Raw genomic sequence first — 15482 nt, 5'->3', positions numbered from 1 at the left:
TGTATATAGAAATCGTCGTAAACGATTAAACCTGCGGTTTAATTTACTTGCTGGCATATACAATTTAGATTGGGTGAAAGATAAACAATTAAATTGGTTGAAAAATGATTTATGAAGGAAGTCTAATACTAAAATGCTTTATTCATTTTTAAGATAAAGATAAAAAGTACGGGGCTTAGAAATACCCATAGAGCCACAAAGCTGATACTGTAGCTAAACCGGGTCCGTAATAAAACCATTACGACGAATAAGAAAATACCTGCAGCGAATTTAGTGTACGTAGGAAAATTCGCTAAAAAAGCGTACCGAGATTTTCGGGTTTTTAGGATCTGCTTTGCACTTACCGCATAAAAACCAAAACAGCTTAGCCATAAAAGCCCCATGATTGCGATCCATATCATATGGAAGACTCCTGCTGTACGGCTTTCAGTTTGGTCTGGATTTTCTTAATAGCCTTTTGCTGAATGGGCGTAATTTTCTGGTGTAACAATAGGGCAAGCAGTGCCAAGGTCCATAACATCAGATCAATACGCAAAAAAGGCCAATAAGTCGCAAAAGAATCAACATATTGCTGGGAAACTAAATAATAAATATCAATCAGGGGAATTATAAAGGCAGCACAAATCAGAAGTTTAAGCTGCATTCTCCATATATCTTGCTGTGGGGTTACACATGCCAGGATAAAACTGCCAAGCCAGATAGAGAAAAAACTATAAATTTCATAATTTGGTGCACCTACAGGAATACTGATAAAACGATTCGCATAGAGATATCCCAGCATGGCAAGCGGCAAGCCAATAATTATGGTGATATTCAAGCGGTTCACTAAATAGTGTCCGAGATGAAACCGCACTGATTTTTTCTGCATCTGGCGTTTCAGGCTCCACAGCAGCAATCCGGATGCAATCATTGCGCAGCCTAATATGCCGGAGAAAAATAACCCTAAACGTAAAACAGGTTCGGCAAAACGTGCCATATGTAAACCATACATGCTGGCATTTAGTGTGGCAATTGCACTTTCATTTCGTGTATTTTCAAGCAATTTTCCGGTAGCAGCATTTAAAATAAGCTGTGCCTGATTTCGTGTAATGGAATGATCTTTGAGCTGAGTTAAGGTTATGTGTGCCAGCTGGGTATTGGGCTGCTTGACCGTGATATTGTCAAATTCCGCATATCCCCAGTGTTGCTGTGCCGTGGTGATAAAATGTTGAATTGGCAGCATCTGGGTTTTCACAGGAACTGAGTGGGTGGCTGATGTATTGATTGTGCGAATTTCTTCAAAATATTGAAAGGGATTGTCTGGATAAAGTTTTTTCATACCGGAAGGCAGCACGATATAAAAGAAAATCGCCAACCCGGTAAATGTCATGGTCAAAAAGAACGGCAGGGCAATCACTGAACTGACATTATGAAAATCCAGATAAGAGCGCTGTCCTTTAAAGGCTCTTAGGGTAAAAAAGTCTGTCAGGATTTTTTTATGGGTAATGATTCCTGAAATCAGAGTCAATAACATGATAAAGGCAGCAATCGTCACAATCAGCCGACCAATGGTGTAGGGCATACCATAGAGCTGAAAATGAAAATTATAGAAAAAATCTCCCCCTTGTGTGGCTGAAAGCTGTAATTCTTTTCCTGTCGAAGCATTCAGGGTTTTGACTTCATAGCCACCATCCGCTTTTTGCCAGTAGACTTTATTCACCGGTGAGTCTTGATTGGCGACTCCAATATACCAGTTTTGGGCGTCCGGTGCATGCTGCTGTAAATAGCTGTAAGCAGATTTTAAGGCAGTTTCCTGATTGACTTGCATTGTGGCAAATTCAGGCTGCATCCATAGACTGATTTCATGTCGGTAATAGGTGACCGCGCCTGTTAAAAAGATCGCAAAGAGTAACCAGCCAAAGCTTAAACCCAGCCATGAATGTAAACATGCCATGGATTGACGGACAGATTTATGCATGGTTTAACCTATGAAGCGGGAGAAGAGAAATAAAATAAGTAAAGGAATCAGGCTATAGATAGAAAGCTTTTTTAAACTTTGGATACAGAAGATTCCAATCACAAAACAAACATAAAAAATCAGGGCAGTAAATGCAGCCAAATAGACAGACTCAGCTTTAGGCAGAAAAGCCTGTAGAAAGTAAGCCAGATCGAGTGCGATTAAATAACTGCACAAGTAGCCAATGCCAAAGGTCATGCCTAAGCGATAGAGAATGGCAAGTGGCTGCACTACAACAGACATCATATTTGGCCTTGAATAAATCTATACTGATGAAAATCTAAAAACTTAATAAACAAAACTTAAAGTCGTTACCAGATACTGTTTTTTATAGGCCTGCTGATTCAATTTTCCTGCCTTGTCTGCTTCTTTGCCAACTTCAATGACATATTGACCTTTCCATGGCGTGGCGATCGTAATCTGGCCTTGGCCGTTGGTGGTGTATTTTTTTAGCCAGAATTGCGGGGAAAAGACTGTGACTTCAACATCCGCAGCAGCTTTACCCTGATACAGTACCGTAAATGTATTGCTGTTGATCTGGGTCGGGACAATATCTAGTTCTGACTCTGCTTTCAAGTTTTGTCTGCCGGATTTGGCATGATAGCTCAACAATGATTCTCCATAGATCAATTCATGACTGAGCTGGACATCTGTCTGGCCTTGGGTCGCATAAAGCAAATGATCTTGTTGCATTTGAGGACTAAAGCTTTTTCTAGACTGAACGGCCTTTGCTTGATTAAAAGACTTCAAGGCACCTTGCTGCGTTTCTTTAAGCTGTTCACTATATTCACCAAAGAACGCATGAGTCTGCTTATCTGTATCACGTTCCAGCCAAAGCATATGCGCCTGAGCTGAAAGTGTCATAGACAGTCCGAGGGTCAGAGCGATCATTTTTTTCATTTGTTTTACCTGTTTTTGTGTATGTAGTGATGATTTAGCCCTGAACATGTCGTCAAGGCTAAGTTTGAAAATCAGTATTTAAATTTCACAGCAACGCTGTAATTTGCTGGTGCACCATAAAAACCTTGCTGATTCGGGAAATTGAACAGATATTTTTCATTGGTCAGGTTATTACCATTGGCTTGCAAGGTCATATGCTCATTCAGCTCATAGCTGGCCATTAAGTTCACGAGCGCATAAGCATCCTGCTCAATGATTCCAGCTTTCTGGGTAATCACTCCATTGGCGGTTGCTTCAGGCACATCTAGATAGGTCTGATCTTGCCACTGCACACCAAGGCCCAGTTTCAGTTTTGGAAGTTGCGGCACCTGATAGGTAGTTAAAAGATTAAAAGACTGGGTTGGATTGAAGGTACGCGCATCACCGCCATTGATCAGATCTTTCAGGCTAAACTGGGTATAACCAAAGCTTAAGTTAAAATGGTCGGTCAGTTGTCCCGCCAAGCCAAACTCGTAGCCTTGGGAACGCAGGTTACTGACCTGAGTTGTGCGTAAAGTCGGAATACCATCAGAATCACGAAGCGGATAATTACTTTGCTCCGTTCTGAACACAGCCATGGTGGCGGTAAGCTTGTCATCTAGCCAAGAACCTTTGACTCCGACTTCATAGCTTTCACCTTCGATCGGTTTGTTAATGCTGCCATCATCTGCTCTGGTGGTTTGCGGACGGAAAATCGAGGTATAACTCAGATAGCCTGTATATTCAGGGCTAAAGTTATAGGTCAGACCGGCATAGGGTAAAACTTTATCTTCATCATAAATGGTGTCGGTCCCATAACTGCTACCACTGCTTTCAGCCTGAACATAGTTCGCACCTAAAAGCAGTTTCAGATCATCATTCAGATGCAGTCGGGTCGCAGCATAAAGGCTCTGGTTCTTCTGCCGGATATGCATTTCACCACTGGTTTTCGACATATCCCAGCTTGGTTCTTCGGGTGTAAAACTGGCTAAATCTGTGGTCAGCGGATTGACAAAGCTGCCAGCATAACCCAATTCATCCAGACGATTTTTGGCCCAGACATAGCCCAATGAGGCTTCATGGCGTTGTCCCCAAAGCGGATAGGTGCCGCTAAAACTCAGGCTGGCTTGTTGTTCTTTATTGTCATCAATATACATGCCTGGGTAGAGGAAGATGCCTGAAGTGCCATTTGCGCCAGGTTTGCCGGACAGAAACAAGAGCTTTGAATCGCGTTGTGTACGTTTTTCATCATAGGTCAGTTTGGCTGTCCAGTCGCCACCCAGTTTTTGTTCAAGCTCGGCAAAGTAGCTTTTAATATTGCTATCCCAGTGGGCCCAGCTTGGACTGTAATTATAATTCCGTGAGTAACTGAGCTGCTCGCCTTCAGTATTGATCAGTGGATTAGAACCCCAATTGACACCATTCGGCTTGTGATTGGTTTCGGTATAGCCAGCAGTCAATAGAGTTGTGTCAGTTACATCTGCCTCCACAACAGCACCTATGCCGTTCTTTTCCAGTTCATAACGATCCAGATAACTGTCGCCTGTTTGTTGATAGCCAAATACACGACCTCTGACTTTTCCATCTTGGGTGAGAGGAGAGGATACATCTACTTCATAGCGCTGCGTATTCCATGAGCCATAACTGGCATTAAAGGCTGTTTGAAGGTCGGATGTCGGGCGTTTGCGAATCATATTAATAGTTGCGCCGGGATCGCCAATTCCATTATTTAAGGCATTCGCGCCTTTGACCACTTCTACACGGTCAAACAAAAAACTGTCTGGATTATCATTATTATAATTATAGCCTTCGAGTGGAATACCAACGCCATCGACTAAAACATTTGAAATCTCGAAACCTCGGGCAAGGTAGGAGGTCCGTTCCGTTTCCTGATTGCTGACGATAATGCCAGGGGTATTGCGCAGTACATCCCGTGTATTATCCAAAGCAAAGTCATCCAGCTGCTGGCGGGTAAGGACATTGACTGTTTGCGGCGTTTCCTTAAGTGGAATATTCAGTTTTGAGGCGGTTGACGAGTTTTGGATGATATAGGCTTTACTCTGTTCAGAGCTGAGCTCACTCTGTTCTGATTCCGCTGTAACGGTAATCGTCGGTAATTGCTGAGTATCATCGGCAAAACTTTGTTGTGTAACTAAAATCGAAAAACTGAGTAAAGATAGTTTAAATGATGAAGGAACGGTAGAAGACATTTTAGTTGATGTAAATGATAATAATTATCACTAATGTTATTGTTTAAATATTTTTAAAGCAATCTTAAATTTAACAGGAAATATGAATGAAAAATGGGTTAATGATAGGTAAATCTACAAATAAAACTTTGATGTACGGAGTAGGGAGGACAATAAAATATCCCTATTAAAAAAGATGTTATTACCTTACCTTTGTGTTCCTGAACGGCTTTGCTGCACGAATACCTAACACTATGATTTAATTATATTTATTTTTTATTAAAATTTTATAAAACCCCTTAAAAATCAGTATCTTGCAAAATATTTATGCAATAAAGCCACGAAGAGATAAAGCTTACCCTGTGCTGTTTGCATCTCAGCGATGTCGATATGAAAGTAACCATTGAAGCGCTTCCTGTCAGGGCGATCACCTTGTACCTTAGGCAGTCGTGAAATACCATGCCGCTGCAAGCAGCGGTATAACGACGAGCGTGTCAGATAAGGAATACTTGGCTGCAATGCATAAAGGCAATCGTCTAGCGGCAACAAAGTGCGTTTTTGAAAAGCAACAATTGCCGTCTCATCTTCAGGCGATAACACGCTTGAGCGAGGATTCTTTGGCCCGGTTGTAAGATAAACCAACCTTGGTAAGAGTCACCAACATAAGATACACTAAATAACATAATTGGTATGTTAGTAAACTCTATATATAACAGTTATATAGAGTTTTTATTTTGTGTGGTGTAATTTAATGTAGGGTGGGGTAATTTGATTTTTGGTCACTAATTTATTGTGATAATCAACAATAATAACCAACATACACATGCTTAATCTAAAGGTATTTTACTGACTGGTATAATTTTATGATGAGAGGGGTGTTGCCTGGGGCTACGGTTTCTGTTTTGCTTTTTGACGTAACACGTACAAATGGTAGAGTTGCAAAAAACATTACCAATTTCAGATAAAGATTTTAGATAGCCGCTTAGCTTACTGAATAACTAAAAATCCTCAGCATCTTTAATTTATTAAGATGAGTATTTCTCATCTTAAGCTGAATTTATATCGTTTTACTCACTTTCTTATTCACGTTTAAATATAGCCATTCAGAAATTTAACTTTTTATAAAATTTTTAGGTGGCAATCTCCATGAGTACAGCATTTGAGTGTTCAATTAAACGTATCCGTTTTGATGAGAATTATACACCAGCAGAAAACACACGTTTAACCACAAACTTTGCCAATTTGGCACGTGGGGAAAGCCGTGAAGAAAACTTGCGTCGTACCCTTGCGATGATCAACAACCGTTTTAATAGCTTGGCAACCGTTGATAACCCGAAAGGTGATCGCTATTCACTTGAGATTGACATTATTTCTGCGGAAATTGATATTGAAGGTAATGGTCAAACTTTCCCATTTATTGAAACACTTAAAAGTGTTGTGATTGACCATCAAACAGGTGAGCGTATTGAAGGCATGATCGGCAATAGCTTCTCATCTTATGTGCGTGATTACGACTTCAGCGTGGTATTGCCACAATTGGGTTGTGGTGTAGGTGAAAAACCTGAAGATTTTGGCAATCTACATGGCAAGCTTTATCAACATTTAGTCAATTCAGATGTATTTAAAGCAGAATTTAAAAAACAACCTGTCATTTGCTTAAGCGTTTCAACCTCTAAAACGTATTTCCGTACAGCCAACGTACATCCTATTTTGGGTGTGGAATACAAAAATGATGAATATTCACGTACCGATGAATATTTTGCCAAAATGGGTTTACGTGTACGCTACTTTAAACCAGAAGGTGGTAATGCACCATTAGCATTCTATTTCGCTGGCGATTTAGTCCGTGATTATACTGATTTTGAATTGATCAGTGCTATTGCGACCATGGAAAGTTTCCAACGGATCTATCGTCCTGAAATTTACAACACCAACTCTCCTGCAGGTGTGGTGTATCAACCAAGTCTAAGCTATGGCGATTATTCACTTACACGTGTGGTCTATGACCGTGTGGAACGTGGTGAGCTTGCAGTTAAACAAGGTAAATGGACGGAAGAAAACTTCATTAAGCCTTATCAAGACATTTTAAATGAATGGGCTGCAAATTTCGAAGTCGAAACAGCTGCTTAATCCATTAAATTGATAAACAGATTTACGAATTTAGACAAAGAAGATTAGACATGGCGCTTACACAACCGAAACTTTTACTCCCAACTTCAACTGCGGGTAGCTTGCCAAAACCGTCTTGGTTAGCTGAACCTGAAAAATTATGGTCTGCATGGAAGCTTGAAGGCGAAGAATTATTAGAAGCTAAACGTGATGCTTTGAAATTATCATTACATGAGCAAGTCACTGCAGGTATCGATATCGTGAGTGATGGTGAGCAAACCCGTCAGCACTTTGTAACCACGTTTATTGAACATCTTGAAGGTGTAGATTTCGAAAAGCGTGAAACCATGCGTATTCGTAATCGTTATGATGCAAGTGTACCTTCAGTTGTGGGTGAAGTTTCTCGTAAAAAAGCAGTGTTTGTAGACGATGCGAAATTTTTACGCAGCCAAACCAGTCAGCCAATTAAATGGGCGTTGCCTGGTCCAATGACCATGATTGATACACTTTTTGACGGACACTACAAGAGCCGTGAAAAACTGGCTTGGGAATTTGCCAAAATTTTGAACCAAGAAGCTTTAGAACTTGAAGCAGCAGGCGTAGACATTATCCAATTTGATGAACCTGCGTTTAACGTATTCTTTGATGAAGTGAATGACTGGGGTGTACCAACCTTAGAACGTGCACTTGAAGGTCTAAAATGTGAAACTGCAGTTCATATTTGCTATGGTTACGGCATTAAAGCCAATACAGATTGGAAACAAACTTTAGGTAATGAATGGCGTCAATACGAAGAGTCATTCCCGAAACTACAACAATCTAAGCTCGATATTATTTCACTTGAATGCCAAAACTCACGTGTACCAATGGATTTGATTGAATTGATCCGTGGTAAGAAAGTGATGGTGGGTGCCATTGATGTAGCAACTAGCAAAGTTGAAACTGCAGAAGAAGTGGCGAATACCTTACGTAAAGCACTTCAATTTGTTGATGCAGATAAACTCTATCCTTCAACCAACTGTGGTATGACACCACTTTCTCGCCAAGTTGCACGTGGCAAGCTTGAGGCTTTAAGCGCAGGTGCTGCCATTGTTCGTAAAGAGCTAGAAGCTTAATCAAACGTAGTCTCGTGCGAAGCAGGGGCAAATTATTGCAAGATGATTTGTTCTACTTAAAGCACGAGCACGTGATATGTACATTTGAGATGAAAGAGATGATTGAAGCAACAGACTTTAGAAATGCAATGTCTTTACTCACCACAGCAGTGAATGTTATTACGACTGCGAGTAAAGCAGGTATGCATGGATTTACTGCATCTGCCGTATGTAGCGTGACGGATACACCGCCAACGTTATTGGTCTGTATGAATCAATCCTCCCGTTCACATGCCCATTTTGTTGAAAATAAAGTCTTGGCTGTAAACGTACTAAGTACTCAGCATGAACAGCTTTCAAATGCTTTTGCTTCAAGTAAATTCAGTTCTGAAGAGCGTTTCAACTTAGGTGAGTGGAGTGCGTTGGAAACTGGTTCACCTATTTTGCAAGATGCCTTGGTCAGTTTTGACTGTGAAATTCAGGACATTCAGCAAGTGGGTACACACAGTATTTTCATGTGTCGTGTGCTTCAAGTTCAACAAAGCGATCAAGAAGAAAGCCTGGTGTATTTTAACCGTGCTTATCATCAAGTGGGTCAGTTGGAACACGCTTAATTCAACGCCTTAATCCTTTCATTTTTTAAAGTTAGTCTATTGTGGAACTTATAACCTTTTTAGTCATCGGTGCTTTTGCTGGTTTTGCAGCAGGGCTGTTTGGTGTCGGCGGTGGTACGATTATTGTGCCACTGCTTTTTATTGTCTTTACTCAAGTGGGTTATGACCCCGATGTGGTTATGCACCTCGCATTAGGCACATCTTTAGCAACCATTGTTGTTACTTCGATTAGCTCATTGATGGCGCATCATAAAAATGGGGCTGTGATTTGGTCGGTATTTAAAAATCTAGCACCACCCATGGCGATTGGTTGCTTTTTTGGGGCGGGTATTGCAGGTTTGATATCAGGATTACATCTACAAATCATTGTTGGCTTATTTCTGATTTGGGTTGCCTATACCATGTTTACAGGTGCCAAAAAAGTAATTGATCCAACGAAAAATTTACCTTCATCAGGTCAACAAATTGCTGCTGGTAGTGTGATTGGAGTTGCATCAGCAATCTTTGGGATTGGTGGCGGTAGCCTGACGGTTCCGTACCTGAATCGCTATGGTGTGGTCATGCAGAAGGCGGTTGGAACATCTGCGGCATGTGGACTCCCCATTGCTGTTGCTGGTGCATTAGGTTTTATTATTTTTGGTATAAATGCTGAGATTAATGTACCTAATACCATTGGTTATGTGCATATTTATGCATTTATTGGCATTAGCATCATGAGTTTCATTACGGCTAAGTTTGGTGCGAAGGCGGCACATGCTTTATCACCAGCAATGTTAAAGAAATGCTTTGCAGTTTTATTGGTCATTGTAGCAAGCTTCTTCCTTGTGAAGGGATTAATTTAATATTGGACTTCGCATAAGAGATTTTATGCTAAATGTAATTTTAAAGACTTATTTCATGACTATATTTATTTACTAAATTTAACCAGGCTTTTGTTGCATGAGAGATCTCTAATCCTTTATGCCAAGCCATATGTAATTGCCAGGTCATATCATCACTATTGAAGTATATTTTTTTTAAGTTACTAAATTTTCTACAGTAAATTTCTGGAAGAATAGCTATGCCCATATTTGCCTCTACCATTTTTACTATGAAATCCCATTGGCTACTTTTACAGACAATATTAGGTTCAAATCCTGCTTTTTGAGCTTCACTTAATATGATGGGGGTTAAACTGAAATCATCTGTATAAAATAGACCTCTTGCGAAAGTCGTTATTACAAGTTCATTCGGTTTACCAGTGCAGCGATTAAGTTAGCCACTGATGTATCTGGCTGCTGGCATTGCTGAATAAGTTGATGTTTAAATTCAGCCGTGAAGGTTCGACGGGGCTTTTTTAGCATTGGTGTGCTGTCTATAACTGTCTTTAAATCCATAAATAGGTGTCCACTTAAAGTTTAGTGGACACTATCGTGGTATTCATGAGTGAGGAAAAGTGGGGCTCAGCGGATGCTTACTTTCATCTTGAGAGAGTTGGGTGTATTTCTTCATTGCGTGCTTTCCAATTGCGAGTTGAAAAAGTCTAATGATTCTACGAATACACCTAACTTTTTCACCTAACTACAAATGTGTCGCACTTGTGATTTGAATCCGCTATTTTCAAAATCTGTCTTTCAGCTCGTTATGCAACAAAGCCGAACCGAATTAAAAATAGGAATGTGCTTCAGCTGATGCTTGCTCATTTCTTTATTTTTAGTAATTGAGGTGAACATACTGTCAGTACATGGTAGTTATAAGTAACGTGTAACTTTGTTTGCACAAAGATTTGAGTTCTGCCAAGTGATGGATTGATTTGTACTTAAAATTTTAAGCTTATCCACTTGCTTTGCAAGCCACTACACTTTATTTACAATCCTATGTTGTGGAAGTAAGGGATCTTGTACTCGCCCAGTATGTTCAACTTGATTATATCTAAAGGACTATTAGGCTTCAATCAAATCAATTTTCCAATTATTCGACTGAATTAACACATTTAAATCACGTAATTTAAGACTAATATCATCAGCTTGTTTTTGTAATGATGAAACTGGAATAACTTTATGCCACTTTATTTCCCGCGTACTATAACGATCAGATTCACGAGATGTATTACTTATTGCTGCAGTTAGGGTTTTGTGCTGTTCTACAAATTCATCACGCAAAGACAATAAAGCAAGTAGAGAACGACCATCATTTAATTTTGTTAAAGCATTAGTTTCATGAATTGCATAACTTAATTTTTGAAATTCTTGAATTAAAGAAAATACTTGTTTTAATAGTTCATTAGGATCTTCAGATGGTTTATCACCATCTTGTACCAATACATTTGCATTGATACGTTGTTTTAGTGAAATAATTTTTTTTTGTTGATCACTTCGAAGTAAGAGAGCTTCTGCTAATTTCATTTTTCACCTATTAACCAATTAGAATTAAGTTTTAAGCAGCTAAGTAATTTCACAAATACTATATCCTCATTCTTTAAAGATCAAAACAATTGATTTTTTATAATTTTCAGAGGTAGAAGTCTTATATTTTGTCATTAGTCGAAGCTCAGAATTAAGCTAAAGGCCTTTTTCAGATGCAGAATCCTTTATCTGATCCTAGACAGTATTGTGGACAGTCGATCCCTCTAAATTCTTACAATATTTTTGTTCAAAGGCTTCAGGACTTAACCAGCCATTTGCAGAATGTCTTCTGATTCGATTGTAATAAATCTCGATATAGTCAAACAAGACAGCATTCGCTTCTTTTCGAGTGGCAAACACACGCCATGGATTACATGACCTTTCAATGTATGAAAGAAGCTTTCAGTCACTGCATTGTCCCAACATGAGCAGTGTACTGCGCAAGACTGCGTGACATACTTTGAATACAGTTATTCGTCAATAATAGTGCTCTAAAAGCACGACTACAGTACTGACTGCCTTGGTCAGAATGAACCATAACTCCTGTTGAATAAGCTTTTCATGCGCCAAGGTTGGTCCGAAACCACGCAGTTGATCAGAAACAATATTGAGGCACTTGAGTCTGAGTTCTTAAGAAAGCCTGGAATTGCTGGTTTGGCCACGACCCGTATGGGCTAATGCAGCTGGACCTTGAACTTTGTATTTCTGCAGTAAGCGTCTGACCTGACATTCTGAAATATGAAGTAGAAGTAGCTGAGCAGCCTGGGATTGAGTTATGCGTTGATCGCAGATTTCCTGCAAGACCGACAATCGTTTAAGTTCTTTATCCGACATAGTGATCAGCATCTATATTTTATATCCAGTCCATGGTGATAAAAACCATCATAAACTAGACATTTTTATTGGTGAGAATATAGACACTTTAAATGGGTTCTAACATTTCAATTTCGTATAATATCCATTATGTTAAATGAGGCGGATTATTCTCATTAATGATCCCAAAAGATTTTCTCCACGCTTGAGGACTTGTACCATATTTTTCACGAAAATTTTTTCTAAATGACACTGTATTATTAAAACCTGAAAGCTCGGTTATCTTTTCGATAGACAAGTTTGTTGTTTCTAAGAGTTCACAACTTAATCTGATTCTTTCAGTATTCAGCCAATCAACCAGGGTCATGCCTGTCGCTTTCTTAAAATGCCGTGTGAATGTCCTGCGTGTCATATGTGTCCGTTCAGCTAGGCTTTCAATATTATGTTGTACAGCTAAATTCGTTCTTAAAAAATCAAGTAATAGGTTAATTTGTGAATCTTGGCTCGATTCTGCTACTGGCTGTTCAATAAACTGAGCTTGCCCACCTTCACGGTGAGGCGGAATTACCATTACTCTAGAGACTTTATTCGCAATTTGTGCATTATAGATTTCACGTACCAAGTACAAACAGCAGTCTAACGCTGCGCCTGTTCCAGCAGAGGTTACGATCCTTTGGTCTTCTACATACAAGGCATCATGATCAAGCTGAACCTGTGGAAATCGCTCACTGAAATCTTGTTCAGCCATCCAGTGCGTAGCTGCTTTTTTATGGTCAAGTAAACCAGCATATGCTAATGCATAAGTTCCATAGCATAACCCTACAATTCTAATTCCAGTCTGATATGCACAATTTAGGGCATCGATAAGTACTTGTTCAGGCTCATGATTAAAATCATCCCATCCAGGAATAATAATAAGATCCGACTCTTTAATGAGTTCAATCCCACCATCAGGGATAATCATCATAGACTGTTCTGTTTTTACGGGTTGGCCATCTATAGAAAAAATTTTCAGATCAAATAGGCGTTTATCTTCAATCTTGATATTGAAAATGATATGGGGGATAGAGAAGTGAAATGGATTTATATTGGGGTAAACGAACAATCCAATCACTGGTATAGCCATTCGATCTACCTCTCTAAAATAATAAATATAGCATATTGTCCCAATAGTTTCGATGATTGTCCTTAAGGACAATTTTTTTGTTTGATGATTTCTATCATGATTCAAGTATGACTAAATGATTGGATCTAGAACATGAATAAAATTTTAAGTAGCTCTGTTATTGCACTCTCTCTGGCAATGGCTTCAGTCCATTTATATGCGAATGATAAAGTAGTTCAGCGAGATACCTCTAAAGTGACGCATATACAAGAAATTCGCAATGCAACGATTAAAGTAACCTATGCGGATACAACTTTTTTAATTGACCCAATGTTTGCGAAAAAAGGCTTTTATGAGGGTTTCCCTAATAGTCATCGCAGTTATTTACGCAATCCATTAGTTGATTTACCTATCAAGCCTGAAACGGTTTTAGAAGGTGTAGATGCGGTAATTGTGACACATACCCATTTAGATCATTGGGATGATGCAGCCCAAGCGGCTATTCCAAAAAATATGCCTTTGTTTGTACAGAATAAAGCAGATCAAAAAATCATCCAAGCACAAGGCTTCAAAGATGTTCGTGTATTAACTGTAACTACTTTCCAAGGTGTTAAGTTAACTAAAACTGGTGGTCAACATGGTACTGACGAAATGTATCGTAATGCTGAACTTAAAGCTGGCTTAGGTGAAGCGATGGGTATGGTTTTTGAAGCAGCAGGCCATGAAACAGTTTATGTTGCAGGAGATACCATTTGGCGTCCTGAAGTTGATCAGGCAATTCAAACATTTAAACCTGATGTAATTGTATTAAATACAGGTAATGCATTAATGGATGGATATAAAGAGTCCATCATTATGGGGAAAGAAGATACTTATCACGCAACCCAAAAAGCACCTAATGCTAAAATTGTCGCGGTTCATATGGATGCCATTAATCATATGTCGGTAACACGTGCTCAACTTGCAGAATATGTAGAAGACAAAGGGATTCAAGATAAGGTTTTAATTCCTATCGATGGTGAAACGCTTTCTTTCTAAAGTAACTTAAAGAAGTGGAAGCATTCCACTTCTTTAAAATCCTAAGCAGAACAAAACAAATATTAGTTAAGTAAAGGAATAGATATGTCAAAATCAGCTTTATTAGTTATCGACTTACAAAATGAATATCTACCTACAGGTAAATTACCATTGGTAAATATTGAACAAGCTGCTGCTAATGCAGTGAAAGTAATTGCGAAGGCCCGTAAACAGGGTACTCAAGTGATTCATGTCCAACATATTGCTGATGCTGAATCTCCTATATTTGAACCTAGCTCAAATGGTATTGAATTTCAGGACACAGTTAAGCCGCAAGAAGATGAATCTGTGATCATTAAAAATCACATCAATGCGTTCTTAAACACGAATCTCAAAGAAATTTTAGATAGCAATCAAGTGACTGAGTTAGTCGTGATTGGTGCTATGAGCCATATGTGTATTGATGCTGCTGTTCGTGCTGCTTCTGATTTTGGTTATAAGGTAAAAGTTATTCATGATGCTTGTGCAACACTAGACTTGGAATTTAATGGCGTTAAAGTACCTGCTGGTCATGTCCATGCAACATTAATGGCCGCTTTTGAATTTGCATATGCTCAAGTGATATCAACTGAAGATTATGTTAGTTAAAGATTAAGATTTTCTAAAATTAACATAATACACCTTATACGAAATACTTGTGTTAGAACCCATTTAAAGTGTCTATATTCTCACCAATAAAAATGTCTGGTTTATGATGGTTTTTATCACCATGGACTGGATATAAAATATAGATGCTGATCACTATGTCTGACAAAGAAATTCAACGTCTTGCAGTTCTGCAAGACGTTCGAGATCATCGTATTACCCAAGTCCGTGCTGCTGAAATCCTGAATCTTTCCACCCGTCAAATTACCCGGTTATTGCAGAAGCTCAATCAAGATGGTGTTTCAGGCATGACGCATGCCAGTCGTGGTCAACCGGGCCATCATCGCCATGACGATTTATTAAAATCGCAATGTCTTTCCATTATTTCTGAACATCTGCTGGGCTTTGGACCTACCTTGGCGCATGAGAAGCTCAGCAGCATGTTTGACCTGAATATCCCGGTAGAAACGGTTCGGCGCTGGATGACTGCAAATGACCTTTGGATTCCGCGATCCAAACGTCTAAAACGCCCATACCAGCCACGCTATAACCGTGATTGCTTCGGTGAGCTGATCCAGATTGATGGCTCATATCATGA

Annotated in this window: 15 protein-coding genes and 3 pseudogenes; 7 read left to right on the top strand and 11 right to left on the bottom strand. The window is 39.3% G+C overall.

From position 1 onward, the window contains the following. Positions 1-128: 128 nt before the first annotated feature. The 6 genes and pseudogenes from FTT73_RS16535 to FTT73_RS14655 all read right to left on the bottom strand — a co-directional run. The gene (locus tag FTT73_RS16535) at positions 129-401 is read right to left on the bottom strand and encodes a hypothetical protein (RefSeq protein WP_100358270.1); all 273 of its coding nucleotides are present in this window, start codon (positions 399-401) and stop codon (positions 129-131) included. After that, entirely contained in the window at positions 398-1957 is a 1560-nt protein-coding gene (locus tag FTT73_RS14675) for a PepSY domain-containing protein (RefSeq protein ID WP_004733135.1), read from the bottom strand. Before FTT73_RS14675 ends, FTT73_RS16535 begins: the two co-directional genes overlap by 4 nt. 3 nt (positions 1958-1960) lie before the next feature. Beyond that, complete coding sequence (locus FTT73_RS14670) at positions 1961-2242, bottom strand: hypothetical protein (RefSeq protein WP_004281957.1); 282 nt, start codon at positions 2240-2242, stop codon at positions 1961-1963. A 42-nt stretch (positions 2243-2284) separates the two neighbouring features. Then, complete coding sequence (locus tag FTT73_RS14665) at positions 2285-2896, bottom strand: DUF4198 domain-containing protein (RefSeq protein WP_005093768.1); 612 nt, start codon at positions 2894-2896, stop codon at positions 2285-2287. A gap of 71 nt (positions 2897-2967) precedes the next feature. Beyond that, the gene (locus FTT73_RS14660; RefSeq protein WP_159138860.1) at positions 2968-5124 is read right to left on the bottom strand and encodes a TonB-dependent siderophore receptor; all 2157 of its coding nucleotides are present in this window, start codon (positions 5122-5124) and stop codon (positions 2968-2970) included. A gap of 312 nt (positions 5125-5436) precedes the next feature. Then, positions 5437-5727: pseudogene (locus FTT73_RS14655) on the bottom strand (IS481 family transposase); the annotation flags it as partial. A 522-nt stretch (positions 5728-6249) separates the two neighbouring features. Here FTT73_RS14655 and FTT73_RS14650 point away from each other — a divergent pair. The 4 genes from FTT73_RS14650 (at position 6250) to FTT73_RS14635 (ending at position 9762) form a co-directional block, all read left to right on the top strand. Next, positions 6250-7233: a putative oxygenase MesX gene (locus FTT73_RS14650; protein WP_159138861.1), complete on the top strand. Its 984-nt coding sequence runs from the start codon at positions 6250-6252 to the stop codon at positions 7231-7233. A 50-nt stretch (positions 7234-7283) separates the two neighbouring features. Continuing rightward, positions 7284-8327, top strand: a complete 1044-nt coding sequence (locus FTT73_RS14645) for a methionine synthase (RefSeq protein ID WP_004733166.1) — start codon at positions 7284-7286, stop codon at positions 8325-8327. A gap of 98 nt (positions 8328-8425) precedes the next feature. Further along, complete coding sequence (locus FTT73_RS14640) at positions 8426-8920, top strand: flavin reductase (protein ID WP_005093807.1); 495 nt, start codon at positions 8426-8428, stop codon at positions 8918-8920. Positions 8921-8961: 41 nt separating this feature from the next. After that, positions 8962-9762 (top strand): sulfite exporter TauE/SafE family protein, encoded by an 801-nt coding sequence (locus FTT73_RS14635; RefSeq protein WP_159138862.1) that lies wholly within the window; start codon positions 8962-8964, stop codon positions 9760-9762. Between the two features lie 40 nt (positions 9763-9802). On the opposite strand, the gene FTT73_RS14630 is transcribed toward FTT73_RS14635, so the two are convergent. The 5 genes and pseudogenes from FTT73_RS14630 to FTT73_RS14610 form a co-directional block, all read right to left on the bottom strand. Beyond that, the gene (locus FTT73_RS14630; protein WP_282549714.1) at positions 9803-10138 is read right to left on the bottom strand and encodes a LysR substrate-binding domain-containing protein; all 336 of its coding nucleotides are present in this window, start codon (positions 10136-10138) and stop codon (positions 9803-9805) included. A gap of 704 nt (positions 10139-10842) precedes the next feature. Continuing rightward, a complete protein-coding gene (locus tag FTT73_RS14625) occupies positions 10843-11304 on the bottom strand; it encodes a DIP1984 family protein (protein ID WP_004733111.1) in 462 nt (153 codons plus the stop codon). Between the two features lie 195 nt (positions 11305-11499). After that, positions 11500-11863 (bottom strand): annotated as a pseudogene (locus FTT73_RS14620) (IS3 family transposase); the annotation flags it as partial. Next, positions 11857-12138, bottom strand: a pseudogene (locus tag FTT73_RS14615) (helix-turn-helix domain-containing protein); the annotation flags it as partial. The pseudogenes FTT73_RS14620 and FTT73_RS14615, both read right to left, overlap by 7 nt. Before the next feature lie 127 nt (positions 12139-12265). Beyond that, complete coding sequence (locus FTT73_RS14610) at positions 12266-13243, bottom strand: GlxA family transcriptional regulator (protein WP_180075589.1); 978 nt, start codon at positions 13241-13243, stop codon at positions 12266-12268. A 132-nt stretch (positions 13244-13375) separates the two neighbouring features. On the opposite strand from FTT73_RS14610, the gene FTT73_RS14605 reads away from it, so the two are divergent. From FTT73_RS14605 to FTT73_RS14595, 3 genes are all read left to right on the top strand, one after another. After that, positions 13376-14260: an MBL fold metallo-hydrolase gene (locus FTT73_RS14605; RefSeq protein WP_180075588.1), complete on the top strand. Its 885-nt coding sequence runs from the start codon at positions 13376-13378 to the stop codon at positions 14258-14260. An 84-nt stretch (positions 14261-14344) separates the two neighbouring features. Continuing rightward, entirely contained in the window at positions 14345-14887 is a 543-nt protein-coding gene (locus FTT73_RS14600) for a cysteine hydrolase family protein (RefSeq protein WP_180075587.1), read from the top strand. Positions 14888-15030: 143 nt separating this feature from the next. Next, positions 15031-15482: helix-turn-helix domain-containing protein (locus tag FTT73_RS14595; protein ID WP_180191599.1), on the top strand; the 452-nt coding region annotated here is incomplete at its 3' end.

Origin of the sequence: Acinetobacter sp. YH01006 (genome assembly GCF_013420445.1) — a bacterium.
GTDB classification, from domain to species: Bacteria; Pseudomonadota; Gammaproteobacteria; order Pseudomonadales; family Moraxellaceae; genus Acinetobacter; species Acinetobacter pseudolwoffii.
Note: the sequence above shows the minus strand (reverse complement) of the source record. Positions and strands in the feature narration are given on the sequence as shown.

Bases quoted from the DNA above. Each gene is read 5' to 3' on its own strand.
- FTT73_RS16535 (WP_100358270.1), bottom strand. From the start codon at position 401: ATGATATGGATCGCAATCATGGGGCTTTTATGGCTAAGCTGTTTTGGT.
- FTT73_RS14660 (WP_159138860.1), bottom strand. From the start codon at position 5,124: ATGTCTTCTACCGTTCCTTCATCATTTAAACTATCTTTACTCAGTTTT.
- FTT73_RS14650 (WP_159138861.1), top strand. From the start codon at position 6,250: ATGAGTACAGCATTTGAGTGTTCAATTAAACGTATCCGTTTTGATGAG.
- FTT73_RS14625 (WP_004733111.1), bottom strand. From the start codon at position 11,304: ATGAAATTAGCAGAAGCTCTCTTACTTCGAAGTGATCAACAAAAAAAA.
- FTT73_RS14675 (WP_004733135.1), bottom strand. From the start codon at position 1,957: ATGCATAAATCTGTCCGTCAATCCATGGCATGTTTACATTCATGGCTG.
- FTT73_RS14670 (WP_004281957.1), bottom strand. From the start codon at position 2,242: ATGATGTCTGTTGTAGTGCAGCCACTTGCCATTCTCTATCGCTTAGGC.
- FTT73_RS14605 (WP_180075588.1), top strand. From the start codon at position 13,376: ATGAATAAAATTTTAAGTAGCTCTGTTATTGCACTCTCTCTGGCAATG.
- FTT73_RS14640 (WP_005093807.1), top strand. From the start codon at position 8,426: ATGATTGAAGCAACAGACTTTAGAAATGCAATGTCTTTACTCACCACA.
- FTT73_RS14665 (WP_005093768.1), bottom strand. From the start codon at position 2,896: ATGAAAAAAATGATCGCTCTGACCCTCGGACTGTCTATGACACTTTCA.
- FTT73_RS14610 (WP_180075589.1), bottom strand. From the start codon at position 13,243: ATGGCTATACCAGTGATTGGATTGTTCGTTTACCCCAATATAAATCCA.
- FTT73_RS14600 (WP_180075587.1), top strand. From the start codon at position 14,345: ATGTCAAAATCAGCTTTATTAGTTATCGACTTACAAAATGAATATCTA.
- FTT73_RS14645 (WP_004733166.1), top strand. From the start codon at position 7,284: ATGGCGCTTACACAACCGAAACTTTTACTCCCAACTTCAACTGCGGGT.